Annotated in this window: 17 protein-coding genes and 1 riboswitch; of the genes, 11 read left to right on the top strand and 6 right to left on the bottom strand. The window is 68.0% G+C overall.

Annotated elements, in window-relative coordinates; all coding sequences use genetic code 11:
- Position 1 precedes the first annotated feature (1 nt).
- Entirely contained in the window at positions 2–1390 is a 1389-nt protein-coding gene (locus F1D05_RS42115; RefSeq protein WP_185442595.1) for a sensor histidine kinase, read from the bottom strand.
- Positions 1390–3057, bottom strand: coding sequence for an FAD-dependent oxidoreductase (locus F1D05_RS23935; protein ID WP_185442593.1), 1668 nt, complete (start codon positions 3055–3057; stop codon positions 1390–1392). The genes F1D05_RS42115 and F1D05_RS23935 overlap by 1 nt, the downstream gene beginning before the upstream one ends.
- 126 nt (positions 3058–3183) lie before the next feature.
- Here F1D05_RS23935 and F1D05_RS23930 point away from each other — a divergent pair, with 126 nt between their 5' ends.
- Together F1D05_RS23930 and F1D05_RS23925 are read left to right on the top strand one after the other, a co-directional pair.
- Positions 3184–4047, top strand: a complete 864-nt coding sequence (locus F1D05_RS23930) for a TolB family protein (RefSeq protein ID WP_185442591.1) — start codon at positions 3184–3186, stop codon at positions 4045–4047.
- A 55-nt stretch (positions 4048–4102) separates the two neighbouring features.
- Positions 4103–4393 carry a DUF6247 family protein gene (locus F1D05_RS23925; RefSeq protein WP_185442589.1) on the top strand — a complete coding sequence of 97 codons (291 nt, stop codon included), beginning with the start codon at positions 4103–4105 and terminating at the stop codon, positions 4391–4393.
- A 171-nt stretch (positions 4394–4564) separates the two neighbouring features.
- Here F1D05_RS23925 and F1D05_RS23920 read toward each other — a convergent pair whose 3' ends face one another.
- Positions 4565–5992: an MFS transporter gene (locus tag F1D05_RS23920; protein ID WP_185442587.1), complete on the bottom strand. Its 1428-nt coding sequence runs from the start codon at positions 5990–5992 to the stop codon at positions 4565–4567.
- 90 nt (positions 5993–6082) lie between these two features.
- Between F1D05_RS23920 and F1D05_RS23915 the strand changes: the two genes are divergently transcribed.
- The 4 genes from F1D05_RS23915 to F1D05_RS23900 all read left to right on the top strand — a co-directional run bounded on the left by F1D05_RS23915 (position 6083) and on the right by F1D05_RS23900 (position 8225).
- Positions 6083–6763: a TetR/AcrR family transcriptional regulator gene (locus F1D05_RS23915; protein ID WP_185442585.1), complete on the top strand. Its 681-nt coding sequence runs from the start codon at positions 6083–6085 to the stop codon at positions 6761–6763.
- A 267-nt stretch (positions 6764–7030) separates the two neighbouring features.
- Entirely contained in the window at positions 7031–7336 is a 306-nt protein-coding gene (locus F1D05_RS39045) for a hypothetical protein (RefSeq protein WP_206685810.1), read from the top strand.
- Positions 7337–7382: 46 nt separating this feature from the next.
- Positions 7383–7937, top strand: a complete 555-nt coding sequence (locus F1D05_RS23905) for a DUF6058 family natural product biosynthesis protein (RefSeq protein ID WP_185442583.1) — start codon at positions 7383–7385, stop codon at positions 7935–7937.
- A 105-nt stretch (positions 7938–8042) separates the two neighbouring features.
- Positions 8043–8225 carry a YegP family protein gene (locus tag F1D05_RS23900; protein ID WP_185442581.1) on the top strand — a complete coding sequence of 61 codons (183 nt, stop codon included), beginning with the start codon at positions 8043–8045 and terminating at the stop codon, positions 8223–8225.
- A 69-nt stretch (positions 8226–8294) separates the two neighbouring features.
- Here F1D05_RS23900 and F1D05_RS23895 read toward each other — a convergent pair whose 3' ends face one another.
- On the bottom strand, positions 8295–8657 hold the full coding sequence (locus F1D05_RS23895; protein ID WP_185442579.1) for a YciI family protein: 363 nt from the start codon (positions 8655–8657) through the stop codon (positions 8295–8297).
- A gap of 175 nt (positions 8658–8832) precedes the next feature.
- Between F1D05_RS23895 and F1D05_RS23890 the strand changes: the two genes are divergently transcribed.
- The 3 genes from F1D05_RS23890 to F1D05_RS23880 all read left to right on the top strand — a co-directional run bounded on the left by F1D05_RS23890 (position 8833) and on the right by F1D05_RS23880 (position 12951).
- Entirely contained in the window at positions 8833–10665 is a 1833-nt protein-coding gene (locus F1D05_RS23890; RefSeq protein WP_206685809.1) for a choice-of-anchor Q domain-containing protein, read from the top strand.
- Positions 10666–10681: 16 nt separating this feature from the next.
- Positions 10682–11638 carry a pyridoxal-phosphate dependent enzyme gene (locus tag F1D05_RS23885; protein WP_185442576.1) on the top strand — a complete coding sequence of 319 codons (957 nt, stop codon included), beginning with the start codon at positions 10682–10684 and terminating at the stop codon, positions 11636–11638.
- Positions 11639–11910: 272 nt separating this feature from the next.
- A riboswitch (cyclic di-AMP (ydaO/yuaA leader) is annotated at positions 11911–12103 on the top strand.
- Entirely contained in the window at positions 12103–12951 is an 849-nt protein-coding gene (locus F1D05_RS23880) for a C40 family peptidase (RefSeq protein WP_185442574.1), read from the top strand. Its footprint overlaps the riboswitch before it by 1 nt.
- 111 nt (positions 12952–13062) lie before the next feature.
- Here the strand turns inward: F1D05_RS23880 and F1D05_RS23875 are convergent, their stop codons facing one another.
- Together F1D05_RS23875 and F1D05_RS23870 are read right to left on the bottom strand one after the other, a co-directional pair.
- On the bottom strand, positions 13063–13719 hold the full coding sequence (locus F1D05_RS23875) for a response regulator (RefSeq protein WP_185442572.1): 657 nt from the start codon (positions 13717–13719) through the stop codon (positions 13063–13065).
- Positions 13716–14918, bottom strand: coding sequence for a sensor histidine kinase (locus F1D05_RS23870; protein WP_185442570.1), 1203 nt, complete (start codon positions 14916–14918; stop codon positions 13716–13718). Before F1D05_RS23870 ends, F1D05_RS23875 begins: the two co-directional genes overlap by 4 nt.
- A 166-nt stretch (positions 14919–15084) precedes the next feature.
- On the opposite strand from F1D05_RS23870, the gene F1D05_RS23865 reads away from it, so the two are divergent.
- Together F1D05_RS23865 and F1D05_RS23860 are read left to right on the top strand one after the other, a co-directional pair.
- Positions 15085–15978, top strand: coding sequence for an ABC transporter ATP-binding protein (locus F1D05_RS23865; protein WP_185442568.1), 894 nt, complete (start codon positions 15085–15087; stop codon positions 15976–15978).
- A gap of 30 nt (positions 15979–16008) precedes the next feature.
- Positions 16009–16821, top strand: coding sequence for an ABC transporter permease (locus tag F1D05_RS23860; protein ID WP_185442566.1), 813 nt, complete (start codon positions 16009–16011; stop codon positions 16819–16821).
- Positions 16822–17015 lie beyond the last annotated feature (194 nt).

Raw genomic sequence — 17015 nt, 5'->3', positions numbered from 1 at the left:
GCTACGTGGAGTGCTGGATCGGGATCCGGACCCGGAAGATCGTCGAGCCCGGGTGGCTGTCGATGGTGATGGCGCCGCCGTGGCGTTCGACGATGATCCGCTGGGCGATGTCGAGGCCGAGCCCCGTACCCTTGCCGACTTCCTTCGTTGTGTAGAAGGCCTCGAAGGCGCGGGCCGCCACCTCGGGAGGCATCCCGGTGCCGGTGTCGCCGATCTCGATGACGACGTGGTCGCCGTCGGCGCGGGTGGTCACCTGGAGTCTCCCGATACCGTTCATCGCGTCGACGGCGTTGTCGATGAGGTTGGTCCACACCTGATTGAGCTCACCGGCGTACGCATCGATCGGCGGTACGTCGGTGCCGTAGTCGCGGCTGACCTCGATGCCGTCGCGGAGTTTGTGGCCGAGCATCACCAACGTGCTCTCGAGGCCTTCGGTCACATCGACGTGCTGCATCGAGGCGCGGTCCATCTGCGAGTACGACCTGACCGCGGCGACCAGGTCGGAGATCCGCCGGGTGGACTCCTTCACCTCGGACAGCAGCGTGATCGCGGAGAACGTGCTCGCCACCCACTCCAGCCCCGGTTCCAGGGCGGGCTCGCCTAGTACGGTCACTGCCCGCTCACACCACTCGACGTCAACGCCTGCGGCCGCGAGCGTCGGCGCGATGGTCCAGTCACGGCTGACGCCATGGCCGGCCAGCCACGACGACAAGGCGATCTCCTGGTCAGCAATGTCGAGCGGATCCACCTCGGCCGCTAGCGGCTTGATCTCACGGCGCAAAGCATCGAGGGCGGTGAACTGGGCGGCCGAGATCTCCCCCTCGGCAAGCTTGCCCAGAGATGAGAGCAGCGTCCCGCAGGCGCCTTCGAGCGCCCCGACCGCACGGGTGGCAGCAGCGGCGGGATTGTTGATCTCGTGGGCAAGACCGGCGGCCAACGTGCCGAGGGTGACGAGCGATTCGCGTTGCCGCACCGTCGCCTCGATTCGGCGCGCGGTGCCGTAGAGGCCCTCGATGAGGTGACCAGCGAAGGGGAACCAGGCGCTGGACAACTCGCGCAATAGCGGAGCAGGCACCCGCAGTACGCGGCCGTCGGTCACTCCCCGACCGGTCGCGAGATAGACGCCGTGCTCGTCCCAGGCCCGGAAGCCGCCGGCCCAGCGACCCGGTACGTCCATCCGGCCGACGACGTTGTCCTCCCGGCCGACCCGGCGGAGCAGTTCGATCCCACCGTCGACGAGCACCCACCAGAAGTCCGCGTGCTCACCTTCGTGGAAGAGGTCGACGCCGGGCACGATCGGTACGTCGGTACCGGCTTCGACCAGTTCCGCCAGTTGGGCGTCGGTCAAACCGTCGAAGAGGCCGAAGGACCGCAGATCGGCGACGCGCATCAGATCGTGGCCAGGTAGCGATGCACGAGATAGACCGACATCGCGCCCTCACCGACGGCCGAGGCGACCCGCTTCATCGAGTCGAGCCGGACATCGCCGGCCGCGAACACCCCGGGCACGCTGGTCTCCAGGGCGAACGGTGGACGAGCCAGCGGCCAACGCGGTCCACCTACCCGGTCGAGGTCCACCAGCAGGTCCTGTCCGGTGATGACGAATCCCTTGGCATCGCGGGCGACTCCGTCCCCGAGCCATTCGGTGTGCGGCGAAGCGCCGACGAAGATGAACAGCCAACTCGACGACACCTCCTCGGTCGCGCCGGACGCCCGATCGGCGAGGACGAGACCTTCGAGATGACCGTCGCCGCGGCACGCCGCCACCTCGGTCCGGCAGCGGACCTCGATGTTCGGTGCGGAGGCGATGCGGTCGACGAGGTAGCGGGCCATCGTGGCCTCCAGCGTCGTGGCCCGGACCACGAGCACCACCCGCTTGGCGAAGCGGGCGAGGTTGAGCGCGGCCTGACCTGCCGAGTTCGCGGCACCCACGACGTAGACGTCGTCGTCCTGACACAGATTCGCGTCGCTCGCCGTGGCGCCGTAGTACACGCCTCGACCGCGGAACTCGTCGAGCCCGGCCGCCTCCAACCGCCGGTACGAGACCCCGGTCGCCACGATCAGCGCGCGAGCCTCGAGCTCACCCGCGCCGTCGAACAGCACGGCGTGCACCGGCCCACGGTTCTCGAAGCCGACGACGTTCCGGGCGAGCACCATCTCGGCGCCGAACCGGGAGACCTGGGCGACCGCCCGCTGGGTCAGGTCGGCGCCGGTCAGGCCCTTCGGGAATCCCAGGTAGTTCTCGATCGCGGCGCTCTGGCCGGCCTGTCCGCCCGGACCCTCGCGCTCCACGACGACAGTGCTCAGGCCCTCTGACGCCGCGTAGACCGCGGCTGCCAGACCTGCCGGTCCGCCGCCGACGATGCATACGTCGTACAAAGGTTGTTCGGCTCTGGTCCGCAGGCCAAGTGCGCCGGCCAGATCCAGCGTCGACGGTGAACGCAGCGACTCGCCCTCCGGGATGAGGACCAGCGGCAGGTCAGCCGGGGTTGCCTCAGCGAGCGTGGACAGTCGCTGGGCCTCGGCGTCGCGCTCGATGTCGAACCAGCGGTACGGCACGTGGTTGCGGGCCAGGAAGGTCTTGAGGTCGTAGCTGCGATCGGACCATCGGTGCCCGATCACCCGTACTTCGGAGGACTGGTCCGGGTTGGCCTGCCGCCAGTCACCGAGCAGGTCGTCGACGATCGGGTACAGCCGCTCCTCGGGCGGATCCCACGGCTTGAGCAGGTAGTAGTCGAGGCCGATGTCGTTGATCGCCTTGATCGCGACATCGGTGTCGGCGTACGCCGTCAGCAGCAGGTACTTCGCTCCGGGCGCATGGACTCGAGCCTGCTCGAGCAGCTCGACGCCGGTCATCCCGGGCATCCGCTGGTCGGAGGCGATCAACGCGACCGCCTGGTTGCGCAGGGCCAGTTTCGTCAAGATGGCAAGCGCCTGCGCCGCGGATCTCGCGCCCACGACGAGATAGTCGTCCCCGTACCGATTCCGCAGATCTCGTGAGATCGCCGCGGACACCATGGGGTCGTCGTCAACGGTCAGAATCGCCGGTTTGCTCATTGGCCCCTCCCCGCGGCCATGCTCGGTGGCTTCGGCCCCGAAAGCAAGAGGTCCCCCACTCGACCACCAGCGGTGACCGATTGGTTGCCGAAGGCGACTATCAGGGGGGTTGGATAGGTTGGCGTTATGCCCCGCACACTCCGTCCTGGTCAGCGAGCCGAGCTGTACGTCATCGATGTGGACTCGGGCGAAAGCCGGCTGGTCTTCGAGTCGTCGACCCTGTTGTTCGAGGCGCCGAACTGGACGGTCGACGGCGAGTGGCTGATCGTCAACGGAGACGGCAATCTGTACCGGATCGCCGTTGCCGGCGGCGAACCCGAGCAGCTCGAGCTCGGTGGCGTGCCGCCGATCAACAACGATCACGTGCTGAGCCCCGACGGCAGCTCGGTGTTCGTATCCGCCGACGACGGCCACCTGTACGCCGTACCGCTGGCTGGTGGTTCCGCAAGGCGCGTGAGCAACGATCGCGGGCGGGGATTTCACCACTACCTTCATGGGATCTCGCCCGACGGCGCGACGCTCGCCTACATCGGCTTGGAGAAGTCGGCCGACGGCACCACGCTCACCAACGTCTACACGATCCCGTCGGCCGGTGGCACCGACGTACAGCTCACTGACGACGAACATGCCGACGACGGTTCGGAGTACAGCCCGGACGGTCAGTGGATCTACTTCAACTCGGAGCGGGCTTCAACGACGCCCGGCCACGCCCAGCTCTTCCGGATCTCCGGTGAGACCCTCGAACAACTCACCTTCGACGAGCGGGTCAACTGGTTCCCCCACCCGTCACCGGACGGCACCACGATCGCCTACATCAGCTTCCCACCCGGCACCCTCGGCCACCCCGCGGACATCGCCGACGTCCGCATCCGCCTCCTCACCGACCCGCCTCGGGACCTGGTCACCCTCCCCGGCGGCCAAGGCACCATGAACGTCCCCAGCTGGTCCCCCACCAGCACCCACCTCGCCTACGTGACCTACCCGTTCTGAGCACGCCTGTGGAAAGCTAGCCCGGCAGATTCGCGCTGCGGGTTACTCTTTGCTTGTGACTGCTCAACCGCTGCCGGGACCGGGGGACGACCCCGCGGAGATCCTGCGCGTGCTGCCTGCCGAGTGGCACGAGCAGTTCTTGAGCGAGTACCACGAAGCCTTGGAAGCGGCCCACGAGGTCTGGCGCTTCCGTCAGCTCCAGGACGTCCTGCACCTCTGGCACCTCCGCGCCACAGCGTTCTCCAAACCAGGATTCGCCCTCGCAGAACAAGCAACCCGTGAAGGTCGCGCCGAAGAGTTCACCCCGGCCGAAGAAGTCATCCCTGGCTGGGCAGATCGACCGTGACCTATCGCGTGGAATTCCACGCGGCCGCTCTAGCTCAGCTCTCCGGACTACCAGCCCGATGCATTCGACGTGCTGGTAAAGCCAACTCCTCAGGATCTACGACATCACCGGGGTTGGCTGATCACTTCGGCCTACACCTGGGCCGCCTGAGTTGGAGGCGGCCCAGGTAGGTCAGGCTGCGGCGGTGGCTTCGGTTAGTTGTTCTGCGGTGGGTTGGAGTTGGGGGGAGGCCAGGGTCAGGAAGACGTTGGCGATGGCGAAGGCTGCGGCTACCAGGAGGCCGCGTTGGAAGCCATCGACCAGGGCCTGTTGCTGGGGTACGCCGTGGGCGATCGCGTCTGTGGTGCGGCTGATCGAGAGGGTGGTGACGATCGCCAGGCCAAGCGCGCCGCCCACCTGGTACATCGCGTTGACGACACCGGAGGCCGCGCCTGCTTCGTGGTGCTCGACGTCGGAGACTGCGGCGATCTGACCCGGTACGCCGACGCCGATGATGCCGACGCCGAAGATGATCAGGCCGGGGAGCAGTTGGCTCGTGTAGCTGCCGACCGCGTCCGCTTGGGACAACAGGAGCAATCCGGCGACGCTCAGCACAGCACCACCGAGCTGCACTGTCCGAGTACCGACCTTCTGGACCAGCTGTGAGGCGAGGATGGCCCCGGCGATCGCAGCGCCGCCCATCGGCAGGAAGTGCACACCGGCTTGGAGTGCCGAGTCACCGCGGACCTGCTGCAGGTAGATCGCGGTCAGGAAGAACATCGACAGGAACCCAGCGCCGTTCAACGCCAGCGAACCACTGGAGACGCTGAGCGCGCGGGACCGGAACAGCCGCAGCGGCACCAGCGGCGCTTTCGACCGCGCTTCCACCATCACGAAGGCGATCAGCAGCGCCACGCCGCCGATGAGGAACGTGAGCACCTCGCCCGAGCCCCATCCCTTCGGCTCGGACCGGACCACGCCGTACACGACCGCCAGCAGACCCGCAGTACCGAGCACTGCGCCTGCCGTGTCGAAGGTACGGTCACGGCCCTCGTTGTGCCGGGTGTCGCGGACGAAGACCGGGATCAGTGCTACCAGTGCGAGCACGATCGGCACGTTGACGAAGAAGACCCACTGCCAGCTGAGCGAGTCGACCAGTACGCCGCCCGCCACGACTCCGAGGGTGCCGCCAAGTCCGGCGAGGCCGCCCCAGACGCCCATCGCGATGTTCCGCTCACGCCCATGGGCGAACGTCACCGTCAGGATCGCCAGTGCGGCGGGCGACAGCAGAGCACCACCAAGGCCCTGTACTGCGCGGGCGCCGATCAGGAACTCCGGCGAGTTCGACAGCCCCGCGACGAGCGAAGTCGCGCCGAAGAGCAGGAGGCCGGCGATGAAGACCCGGCGCGGGCCGAGCAGGTCCGACATCCGCCCGCCGAGCAGCAGGAAGCCGCCGAACAGCAAGGTGTAGGCGTTGATCACCCACTGCAGGTTGTCGGTGGAGAATTTCAGATCTGCCTGGATGTGCGGCAGCGCGACGTTCACGATCGTCACGTCCAGCACCACGATGAATTGCGCTAGGGCCAACACCGCGAGTGTCGCCCAGGGACTGCGTCGCATGCCTACCTCACAGGAGAGTGTGTCTACGTTGTATGTATACGCCGTATGCGTACCTCGTAGACAGTAGGTCTACGTTGTACACTTGTCAACGTGGCGACGATCAGCAAGGAGACCGCGAAGCGGCTCGACCCGGAGAAGCTGGCGATCAGCGCGCTGGCCCTGGCCGACCTCGAAGGGCTCGAGGCGATCACGATCAGACGGCTGGCCCAGCAGCACGAGGTCACCCCGATGGCCCTCTACCGGCACTTCAGCGACAAGGACGACCTGCTGGCCGCGATCGGCGACCGGATGCTGGCCGACATCGCCCTGCCCGAGCCGAACGACGACCCCTGGGACGTCCAGCTCCATGCGATCCTGACCGCCTTCGTCGCCGCCCTCCGGCCGCATCCGAAGGTCGCTCAGCTGGCGATGTTCCGCATCCTGGTCACCGAACCAGGCCTGGCGATGGCCGAACGCACGATGGAGCTCCTCACCGAGGCGGGCTTCTCCGTCGACGACGCGGCCGAGGTCGGCCGGCAGTCACTGTGCTCGCTGATCACCCTCGTCACGATGGAGCCGGGTGCCACCGAGGTCACCGACCCGGTCGCCCGCGAGGACGCCCTCCGCGCCAAGCGCGCCTCACTCGCCGCCCTGTCACCGCGGCGCTACCCGCTGATCACCGCCGCGGCCGACACCCTGGTCTGCCCAGCCTCCACCGACCGGTACTACGACTTCGGCGTCGAGCTCGTAGTAGCCGGCGTCCGCGGCGTACTACCGGCTCGGCAGAAGTAGTGGCTGTCAGCACTGTCACCTACCTCGAGCTGCACAGCCCGGACGAGGTGAGGCCGGCGCGAAAGCCGAAGGACGCGGTCGACATCGAGCGGGTCGAGGAGATCTCACCGGAGTTCTCGCGCTTCCTCTACGCCTCGGTCGGCGGCGACTGGCACTGGTCCGAGAAGCTGGCGTGGACCTGGGAGCAATGGACCCAGTGGCTCAACCGGCCCGGCTTCGAGACCTGGGTCCCGTACGTCGGCGGCGTACCGGCCCGGGTACATCGCGATGAAGGCGATCGGCACCGAGGTCGAGGTGGAGAACTTCGGCCTGCTGCCCGGGTTCATCGGGCGGGGTATCGGCGGACACCTCCTCACGGTCGGGCTCCAGCAGGCCTGGACCCTGAACGAACGGCATCCGGGGATCGGACTGATCAGCCGCGTCTGGCTGCACACCAACACCCTCGACGGCCCGAATGCCCTCGCCAACTACGAGGCGCGCGGACTCCGTCCCTATAAGACGGAGACCGAGGACCGCCCGGACGCCGACGGCCCACCCCTAGGCCCGTGGCCGGGCGCCGACCGGCCGCGCTAACGACAGTTCGCCGTACGCCGAAGTGGTCCGGGGTTAGCTTCGAGCCATGACTCAGGAAGCTTTGGCTGCGAGATTTTGTGAGATCAATGGCGAGCACCCGATGAGTGCCGAGGACGACGCTTATGTCACCCGGCAGTACCGCGTGCTGACCGAGCTCTGTGCGGAGCAGGACCGGGACGTGGACGACGTGCGGCGGCTGATGCTCGCGGGGCAACTTCCGATGCCCGGCTATCTGCGGTCGGACGGCGCCGAGATGGTGCCGGCGGATCTCTTCGCACTGGCCGACCAGGTCGGGCTATCGGATTTGCGGGGCTGGTTCGTCGCGCAGTGGAAAGACCTTGCCGATGGCAACGAAGAATGGGATGCCTACTTGAGCGGTCAGTATGTCTGCCTGCATTCGGTCACGCCGGCCACGATCCATCGAAAAAGTGAACTTATGAAGGCGATCGACGTCACCACTGACCGGGCACAGCTGAAGCTGCTGGTCGACGAACTGGACGAACTCGAGCCCGAGTTCACCGCCTACGACCGGCTTCGCTTCGACGGCCCCGTCTCCCGCGACACCCACATCACCGCGATCCGCCACCGCCTCGCCTCGTGATCGCCATCAACTCCTGAACCCCGTACGAAGTGTCGGGGTGGGGGTTTGCCGGGCTGCGGGTCTAGGCTCCGGAGCGTTACTGGCTCATGACACGGAGGTTTTCCAATGGCGGGAAAGTTCGAGCTGTACGAGGACAAGTCGGGCGGGTTCCGGTTCCGGTTGAAGGCCGGCAACGGCGAGGTGATCGCGAGCAGCGAGAGCTACAAGACGAAGGACGGCGCGCTGAACGGGATCGAGTCGATCAAGAAGAACGCGGGCGACGCGGCCATCGACGACCAGACCTCCTGAACACACCCGAACGGCAGGACCTCCAGCTGGAGATCCTGCCGTTTCGTGTTTCCGGAGCGTCCGTGTTACCTACAGACCGACCTCGTGGATGACCTCGCGGACCTCGACGCCGAGGCCCTCGATGGCGGCGTCCGGGATCAGCGCGGCGAGTTCGTAGGCCCGCTCCTTGCTCGCGACGTCGATCAGGTAGTAGCCCGCCAGGAACTCTTTCGCCTCCACGAACGGGCCGTCCGTCACCGCCGGCACGCCGTCGCGGACCTTGACGACAGCCGTCTTGGCCGGCTCGGCCAGCGCGGCCGTGCTGTGGAACTCGCCCGACTCCTGGGTGACGGCCATGAACTTCTCGTGCCCGCTGAAGATCGCCTGCTGCTCGGTCTCGGTCAGGGCGTTCAGCACGTCAGGGTTGATGTTCAGGACCAGTAGGTATTTCACGATGTCTCCTTCAGACCCGGCTCCCCCGTCGGGAACCGCTCATCATCAGTACGGAACCGGCGCAGTCTTCTTGACATGGCGATGCTACGAAGTCTGGCGGTCAGCAGACGGCTTGTGGGACCGTGTGGGTTCGAGCCGGTTGCCGGGGGGAACCGCAAACGGTTTGGGGGGTTCCATGCGTCGCGTTGTGCTGTCCATTGTCGTCGCCATGATCGGGGCACTGCTGTTTGCCATCGGGCAGGCCGGGTCTGCCCAGGCTGCCCCCATCACTGTCACCACCACCGCGGATGTCGTGAACGGCGCCGACGGGGTGACCTCGCTGCGAGAGGCCATCACCACGGCCAACGCCGCCGGCGACGCGACCACGATCACCCTTGCCGCGGCCGCGACGTACGGGCTGAACCTGTGCGGTGACGACGACACGAACGCGACCGGGGACCTGGACAGTACGTCGGCGCAACCACTCACGATCGAGGGCAGCGGATCGACCATCGACCAGAACTGCGCGGGCGAGCGGGTGATGAACACGCTCGACTCCGACGGCTCACTCACCTTGCACGAGCTGACCTTGACCGGCGGCGACGACCTCTTCGGTGCGGCGCTGCAGCACGCGGGCGACGCGACTCTCGACGACACCACGGTGACCGGGAACGCGGGCGGCGCAGGCCGGGTGCTCGAGAGCCCCCTCGGTGGCGCCATCCTCAACCTGACCGGCTCCAACATCCACGACAACACCGGTACGGGCGTGGCGCTGTCGCTGGGCCAGGTGCACATCACCGACACCTCTATTACCAACAACACCGGACGGGGCGTCGGCCTGACCGACGGGGCCCTGTCCGTGAGCGGCTCGACGATCAGCGGGAACGGCAGCGACGGTGTACGGACCACCGGGCAGGGCTCGGGCCTGTTCGCTCTTACTAATACGACAGTGGACAACAACGGCGGTACCGGCGTGATCTGCTCGGCCTGTGGCGACCTGACGGTGACCGGCTCGACCGTGACCGGCAACCACCCTTCCGGGACCAGCAGCGGTGGCGGCATCCAGGTGCTGTTCGACCAGGACACGCCCGTTGATCAGCCAGTGGTGTCAGTGATCGACTCGACCGTGTCCGGCAACTCCAAGACCGGCTCTGGCGGCGGGATCAACACCGCCATCATCGAGAACTCCAGCGGCCCGCCACCGGCGCAGATCATCGTCACCCGGTCGACCATCAGCAACAACAGCGCCTCTGGTGCCGTCGACAGCCAGGGCGGTGGCATCTACGCGGTCACCGGCGAGGTACGGGTCGACAACTCCACCGTCACCGGCAACAGTGCGACCGCGGCCGGCGGTGGCGTCTACACGCTCGCCCATGACGTCTACCTGCAGCACGCGACCGTCTCGGGTAATACAGCAGGAGGCGTGGGCCGCAACGTGGCCACCAACGCGGGCCTGCACACCTTCGGCTCGATCCTTGCCGGAGGCACTGGCTCCAGCGACTGCGGCATCGAGCTACTCACCACTTCTACCGGCTACAACCTCGACGGCGACGGCAGTTGCAGCCTGGCCGGGGTGGGCGACCACAGCAACATCGGTAGCCCGCAGCTAGGCGCGCTGGCCAGCAACGGCGGCCCGACCCAGACGATGCTGCCGCTGGCCGCAAGCCTCGCCAACGGCGCAGTACCGGCAGCGGCGTGCACAGTACTTGCTGTCGACCAACGCGGCATCACCCGACCGCAGGGCACCAACTGTGAAGCCGGGTCGGTCGAGATAGCCGAAGTACCACCCGCAGCGGCCTGCACCAAGACCGGTACTGCTGGGAGCGATCTGCTCCTGGGTACTGCCGGAGCCGACGTACTGTGCGGCCTCGGCGGCGACGACCTCATCCTCGGACTGGGCGGCAACGACATCCTGCGCGGCGGCAACGGCAAGGACCTGCTGATCGGCGGCACCGGTCACAACACCCTCGACGGCGGCCCCGGCCAGGACCTCTGCATCGGAGTCGGAGACACCAAGATCTCTTGCTGACGGTAGATTCTCGGGCATGCTCAGCATCGAGGATGTCCGGGAAGCCGCCCAGCGGATCGAGGGAGTGGCACACCGGACACCGGTGATCACGTCGCGGACATTGAACGAGCGGGTCGGCGCCGAGGTGTTCCTCAAGGCCGAGAACTTTCAGCGGATCGGGGCCTTCAAGTTCCGGGGCGCCTTCAACGCGGTCAGCCGGTTGAGCCCGGAGCAGCTCGGTCGCGGCGTCACGGCGTACTCGTCCGGGAACCACGCCCAGGCGGTCGCGCTGGCGGCGTCGCTCGTGGGGACGACCGCGGTGATACTGATGCCCGAGGACGCGCCACCGACGAAGCTGGCGGCGACCAAGGGGTACGGCGCCGAAGTGGTCACGTACGACCGGTACACCGGGGACCGTACGGCGCTCGCGACCCAGCTCGCCGAGGACCGCGGACTGGCCTTGATCCCGCCGTACGACCACTACGACGTGATGGCCGGCCAGGGCACGGTCGCGCTCGAGCTGATCGAAGAGGTGGGGCAGCTCGGGGCACTGCTTGCCCCGATCGGTGGCGGCGGCCTGATCGCCGGCTGCGCGACGGCCGCCACCGCGCTGTCGCCGGGGATCCGGGTGATCGGGGTCGAGCCCGAGGCGGGCGACGACACGGCCCGGTCGCTGGCAGCCGGCGAGCGGGTCGAGATCGGCGTACCGCGGACGATCGCGGACGGCCAGGCCATCTCGATCCCGGGCGAGCTCACCTTCGAGATCAACCGGCGGCTGCTGGCCGGGGTCGAGCTGGTCAGCGACGACGAGATCCGGGCCGCGATGGCCTTCGCGTTCGAGCGGCTCAAGCTCGTCCTGGAGCCGAGTGGCGCCTGCGCGCTGGCGGCACTGCTGACCGGGCGGATCCAGGACCTGCCGGACCGCGTCGGAGTCGTGCTTTCAGGCGGGAACGTGGGCCTGGAACGCTTCCTGGAGCTGCTCGGAAAGGGCTGATCCAGGCCCCTCCTGAGAGGGCCCTGAGTACCCTCTGTGGTCGTTGTCACAGAGGGTACTCACAAAATGTGACTCAGGTCACACATAATGGCCATACGGCCGCCTGAGACGCGCTCAGACACGCTCAGGCCTCCTGGTGTTCACCAGCGGTCCCTGAGCCATCAGAGAGCCGTTTGAGGGCTTTCCGGAGGGTCTCTGTGGATCTGAGGGTTTGCGTCGTGATCGTTCTGTTATACAGTCGGCGGCGGTTCGACAAATGAGACGAACTGCAGGTGTGTCAAACGCCGAGTCCTGCCAGGCGCACCTGTTCCCCTCGAACAACCATGGCAGGAGTGGGGGACCCAGGAGGTTGGGGTCCGACCGTGAGTGGTCGGGTCCCTGGGGTGAAGTCCGCGGGAGCGGACCGGGCTATCGACTCTCAGCCCGAACCCGACAGCTAACTCCGCAGGCGTCGGGAGACAACCATGCCCGTCACCATCCGACGGACAGCGATGCCTGCTGTCAGTCACCAAAGCGAATCCAGTACCCGGCCCGCCGGCCGGACCCTGGCCAAGCACCGCAAGACCAACAAGTCCGCGGCCGCCCCGCGCGCCGCAGCCGCCGTCCTTTCGGTCGGCCTCGCCGTCAGTGGTGGGGCGATCCTCACCGTCGCCGGCACCCCCTCGACCGCCTCGGCGGCCACTACCAAGACCACCTCGGCCGCGTGGGCCCGGGGTAACCTGCCTGTCGCCCAGAAGCCGCTGCTCCGTTACGCGGACGCCGGTTCGGCCGTTCGTGGAGTCCAGCGCTTCCTGGACGTCCCGGCCGGCGGTTGGTACGGCTCCGCCACTCGCACGGCGGTTGCCAACTTCCAGCGCCGGGTGGGCCTGCCCCGCACCGGCACAGTGACCGTGAACACCTGGCGTTCGCTGTTCTATGCCGCGAGCCACGGTCTGCTGCACGGCGGTGCCGGCCGCAGCTCGACCTTCCAGGCCCGGGTCCTGAAGGAAGCAGCCAAGCTCAAGGGCACCCCGTACCGCTACGGCGGCACGACCACCCGCGGCCTCGACTGCTCGGGCTACACCGGTCTGGTCTTCAAGCGGGCCGGCAAGAAGCTGCCCCGTACGTCGCGCCAGCAGTACAGCGCCACCAAGCACCTGACCCGTAAGTCGGCCAAGCCCGGCGACCTGGTGTTCTTCAAGAGCGGTGGCGGCGGCGTCTACCACGTGGGTATCTACGCCGGGAACAACATGCTGTGGCACGCCTCGAAGCCGGGTCGCCCGGTCGCGAAGGCGAAGATCTGGAGCTCGAACGTGGCCTTCGGCCGCGCCTGATTCTCCAGCCCGTCAGCGAGACCCACTCCCCCCGTGGCTCGCTGACCTGAAACCGGTCGCGAGCCGTCGCCCCACCCCCTCCGGCGGCTCGCGACCGGTTTCCCTTTTGCCCTAGGTGTCGAGCAGCCCCGCGTCGTGGGCAAGGATCGCGACCTGGACCCGGTTGGTGGCATCGAGCTTCACCAGCACCCGGGACACGTGCGCCTTCACGGTCGCCTCGCTCATGAACAGCTGCCTGCCGATGTCCGCGTTGGACAACCCGGTGGCGACCGCGGCCAGCACTTCTTTCTCCCGCTCGGTCAGGGACGTCAGCCGCTCCCGCGCCACCCGCTGCCGATCGGTCCGCTGATCAGCCGCGAAGTGCCCGATCAACCGCCGGGTCACCGCCGGCGACAACATCGCGTCCCCGGCCGCGACCACCCGGACAGCCTGAACGAGCTCGCGAGGCGGTGTGTCCTTCAGCAGGAACCCGCTCGCCCCGGCCTGCAGCGCACGGAACACGTAGTCGTCCAGGTCGAACGTCGTCAGCACCAGGACCTTCGGCGGATCCGGCATCGCCTGCAACTCCCGGGTGGCGGCGAGCCCGTCCAGCCTCGGCATCCGGATGTCCATCAGCACCACGTCCGGGCGATGCTCGCGCACCATCGCGGCCGCATCGGCGCCGTCGTCGGCCTCCGCGACGACTTCGAGGTCGTCGGCCGACTCGAGGATCATCTTCAGTCCGGCCCGGACCAGCGCCTCGTCGTCCACGATCAGCAGCCGCGTCATCCTTCTCCTTTGTCGCTGTCAGCCGTGCCGCCGGGTTTGGCCGGCTCCTTCTCGGACCACGGCAGCCAGGCCTCGACCCGCCAGCCGCCGTCCGCGGTCGGCCCGGTCGAGATGCTTCCGCCGGACAGACTGACCCGTTCACGAAGACCGACCAGGCCCGCACCCGCGCCCGGCAGCAGTGAGTCGGCCGCCACCGGCCGAACGTTGGTCACCCGGACCGTCACGCCGGTTCCCGGCGCACCCTTCACCAGCACTTCGGTCGAAACCCCGCGGGCGTGCTTGTGCACGTTGGTCAGCGCCTCCTGCACGATCCGGTAGACCGTACGCCCCACCGAAGCCGGTACCTCGTCCGGCAAGACCAGATCGCTCGACACGTTCACCCCCGCCGCCCGGGATGCCTCCACCAATCGGGCCAGGTCGAGGGCCCGCGGTACGGGAGCCAGATCGGCACCGGCCGAGCTGATGTCGGTTCGCAGTACGCCGAGTACTTCGCGAAGGTCCTCCATCGCCTGCCGGGCGGTCTCCCGGATCAGGCCGGCCGAGCTCTCCACCTTCTCCGGGCCGACCGCCGGGTTCACCTCGAGCCCGCCCGCGTGCAGCGCGATCAGCGACACCTTGTGCGCCAGTACGTCGTGCATCTCCTGGGCGATGCGGGCCCGCTCACCCAGCCGGGCCTGGTCCGCGCGGAGTTCACGCTCGGCCTCCGCGCGTTCGGCCCGGTCCCGCAGCGACACCATCAGGTCGCGCCGCGCCCCGAGGTAGGCGCCGACCGCGACCCAGGTGCCGATCAGGAACGGCCCGGTGAAGAGGAGTACGTAGGGATCGCTGTTCCGGTCGGACCAGGAGCTCGCGACGTACGCGACGTACGCCGCCAGGCTCAGCGCGGCCAGCATCGCGTCCCGGCGGCGGATCGCGAGCGTCAGCAGCGCCAGGCCCATCGGGACGAAGATCTGGCCGCCGAACAGCGCGAGGATGGCGATGATCGTGACGCTGACGGGAAACCGGCGGCGCCACCACAGCGCCAGCGATCCGGCGATGCCCACCCCCAGCACGAACCAGTCGCGCGCCTGCCAGCCGCCGCGGGTGCCCGCGGTGGCCTGCGCGACGATCGTGAGCAGGCTGAAGCCGATGAACATCAGGTCGCGGATCCGCGGGGCGCGCTGGACGAACCAGGCATACCACCGCCGCAACCATCGCATTGCGTCAGCGTAGTCGCGCTGGGTGCGGGTCCACGTCCACCTTCAGGTGTGCGTCGTCTCCCCCTTCCGGTGGGGGTCAGGGCCGGTCCCTGACGACTTTCGTAGGGGGACGGTCGAGACGCTCGGTCGATGTGGCCAGGGGGTGCCGGACGGAAGAGTTACCCCCATGATCACCGTCGAGAACCTCAGCAAGCGCTACGGCAACAGCACCGCCGTGCAGGACGTGTCCTTCACCGTCGAGCCCGGCAGCATCACCGGCTTCCTCGGCCCGAACGGAGCCGGCAAGTCGACCACGCTGCGGATGCTGACGGGACTCACGCCGCCGACCTCCGGCCGCGCGACGATCGCCGGCAAGCGGTACGTCGAGCTGCCGAACCCGGGCCGGGTCGTCGGGGTCATGCTCGACGCGGCCGCCCAGCACCCGGGTCGCACGGGCCGGGAGACGCTGCAGCTCAGCGCGAGCCTGCTCGGCGTACCGAAGAGCCGTGCGGACGAGATGCTCGAGGCAGTCGGGCTCACTCCGGTCGCGAAGCGCCGGGTCGGCCAGTACTCGCTGGGGATGCGGCAGCGGCTCGGTATCGCCGGTGCGCTGCTCGGCGACCCCGCCGTACTGATCCTGGACGAGCCGGCCAACGGGATGGACCCGGAAGGCATCCGCTGGATGCGCGGCCTGCTGCAGGACTTCGCCAACCGCGGGGGAACGGTGATTCTGTCCAGCCACCTGCTCGGCGAGGTCCAGGCGACCGTGGACCGGCTGGTGGTCATCGGTGGCGGCCGGATCGTCGCCAACGGTTCGCTGGAGGAGTTGCTCGCCGGGACCGGCACTCTGGTCCGCGGTCTCGACCCGATCGCGTTGAACCAGGCCCTGACCGCTGCCGGCCTGAACCTCGAGCCGCTGCACGACGGCGGGCTCCGGGTCGACGCCACCGCCGAGCAGGTCGGCCGCGCGGCTGCTGCTGCCGGCCAGATCCTGCTCGAACTGCGCGAGAGCGACGGCGCCGGCCTGGAAGAACTCTTCTTCCAGCTGACCAGCCCTGCCGCCGCCCCTGTTGCCGCCTGACCACCCCGAAACTTCCTGGAGCTCATCACCATGGCTGTCACTGAAATCACCTCACCGCCCGTCACGGCGCCCGCTGCCAAGCACAGCGCCGTCTCCACCGCACTGCCGCCCGCTCGTGGGCAGTCCTTCCTCCGGCTGGTCACCACCGAGCTGCGCAAGTCCCTGGACACCCGCAGCGGCCGGGTGCTGGTCCTGGCCATCCTCGCGGTAGCCGTCGCCGCACTCACCTGGCAGCTCACCCACATGGATGCCGGTCCGCAGAAGTTCGACAGCTACCTGGGCGCGGCATCGACAGGCGTCCTGCTGCTACTGCCCGTCATCGGAGTGATGGCGATGACGAGCGAGTGGACCCAGCGCACCGCGCTGACCACCTTCACGCTGTCGCCGCGCCGGGTCCGGGTCCAGCTGGCCAAGTTCGTCTCCGCGGTAGTGCTGAGCGTCGTAGTACTCACCGCGTCCGCTCTGCTCGCGCTGGCCGCTACGGCCATCGGCGGTGCCGTGAGTGGCGACGGAGCGTCGTACGCCGGAATGGGCGGCGCGCTGGCCGGTGCGTACCTGAGCACCGCGCTGAACGTCGTGATGGGTGCCGCCTTCGGTGCGCTGATCGCCCAGACCGCCGTCGCGATCCTGGTCTTCTTCATCGCCCCGACCGTCTGGTCACTGGCCGGTCCGGCGCTGTTCAAGGACAACGCGAACTGGCTGGACGTGTTCAGCGCCTTCGGCCGGATCGCCGAGCGCGATCTGCACGGAATGGTGCCGGAGACGCTCACCGCGATCGGGGTCTGGGTCGTTCTGCCGACCGTCCTCGGACTGTGGGCAAGCTCACGTCGCGAGGTGAAGTAATACCTCGGTACGGCGTCAAAGACGCGGAGGCCTGGCCGGTTTGAGGGGACCGGCCAGGCCTTCCGGCCTGTCATCGGACTTCTTCGGAGGTCCAGCCAGGGGGCGGTGCGTGTGTCATGGACCGGCTCCGGGTAATCTAGAACCACGATTACTGACGACTGATCCGTGGGCGCCCAGCTGCGTACCCGGTTGAC

Origin of the sequence: Kribbella qitaiheensis (assembly GCF_014217565.1) — a bacterium.
Lineage (GTDB): Bacteria > Actinomycetota > Actinomycetes > Propionibacteriales > Kribbellaceae > Kribbella > Kribbella qitaiheensis_A.
The sequence above is the reverse complement of the archived record's forward strand: the minus strand, read 5'-3'. Positions and strand labels throughout refer to the sequence as shown.

What these genes read in the sequence shown, in the direction of transcription:
- F1D05_RS23930 (WP_185442591.1), top strand. Translation starts at nt 3,184, where the DNA reads ATGCCCCGCACACTCCGTCCTGGTCAGCGAGCCGAGCTGTACGTCATC.
- F1D05_RS39045 (WP_206685810.1), top strand. Translation starts at nt 7,031, where the DNA reads ATGAAGGCGATCGGCACCGAGGTCGAGGTGGAGAACTTCGGCCTGCTG.
- F1D05_RS23885 (WP_185442576.1), top strand. Translation starts at nt 10,682, where the DNA reads ATGCTCAGCATCGAGGATGTCCGGGAAGCCGCCCAGCGGATCGAGGGA.
- F1D05_RS23920 (WP_185442587.1), bottom strand. Translation starts at nt 5,992, where the DNA reads ATGCGACGCAGTCCCTGGGCGACACTCGCGGTGTTGGCCCTAGCGCAA.
- F1D05_RS23935 (WP_185442593.1), bottom strand. Translation starts at nt 3,057, where the DNA reads ATGAGCAAACCGGCGATTCTGACCGTTGACGACGACCCCATGGTGTCC.
- F1D05_RS23875 (WP_185442572.1), bottom strand. Translation starts at nt 13,719, where the DNA reads ATGACGCGGCTGCTGATCGTGGACGACGAGGCGCTGGTCCGGGCCGGA.
- F1D05_RS23870 (WP_185442570.1), bottom strand. Translation starts at nt 14,918, where the DNA reads ATGCGATGGTTGCGGCGGTGGTATGCCTGGTTCGTCCAGCGCGCCCCG.
- F1D05_RS23860 (WP_185442566.1), top strand. Translation starts at nt 16,009, where the DNA reads ATGGCTGTCACTGAAATCACCTCACCGCCCGTCACGGCGCCCGCTGCC.
- F1D05_RS23880 (WP_185442574.1), top strand. Translation starts at nt 12,103, where the DNA reads ATGCCCGTCACCATCCGACGGACAGCGATGCCTGCTGTCAGTCACCAA.
- F1D05_RS23900 (WP_185442581.1), top strand. Translation starts at nt 8,043, where the DNA reads ATGGCGGGAAAGTTCGAGCTGTACGAGGACAAGTCGGGCGGGTTCCGG.
- F1D05_RS23905 (WP_185442583.1), top strand. Translation starts at nt 7,383, where the DNA reads ATGACTCAGGAAGCTTTGGCTGCGAGATTTTGTGAGATCAATGGCGAG.
- F1D05_RS42115 (WP_185442595.1), bottom strand. Translation starts at nt 1,390, where the DNA reads ATGCGCGTCGCCGATCTGCGGTCCTTCGGCCTCTTCGACGGTTTGACC.
- F1D05_RS23865 (WP_185442568.1), top strand. Translation starts at nt 15,085, where the DNA reads ATGATCACCGTCGAGAACCTCAGCAAGCGCTACGGCAACAGCACCGCC.
- F1D05_RS23890 (WP_206685809.1), top strand. Translation starts at nt 8,833, where the DNA reads ATGCGTCGCGTTGTGCTGTCCATTGTCGTCGCCATGATCGGGGCACTG.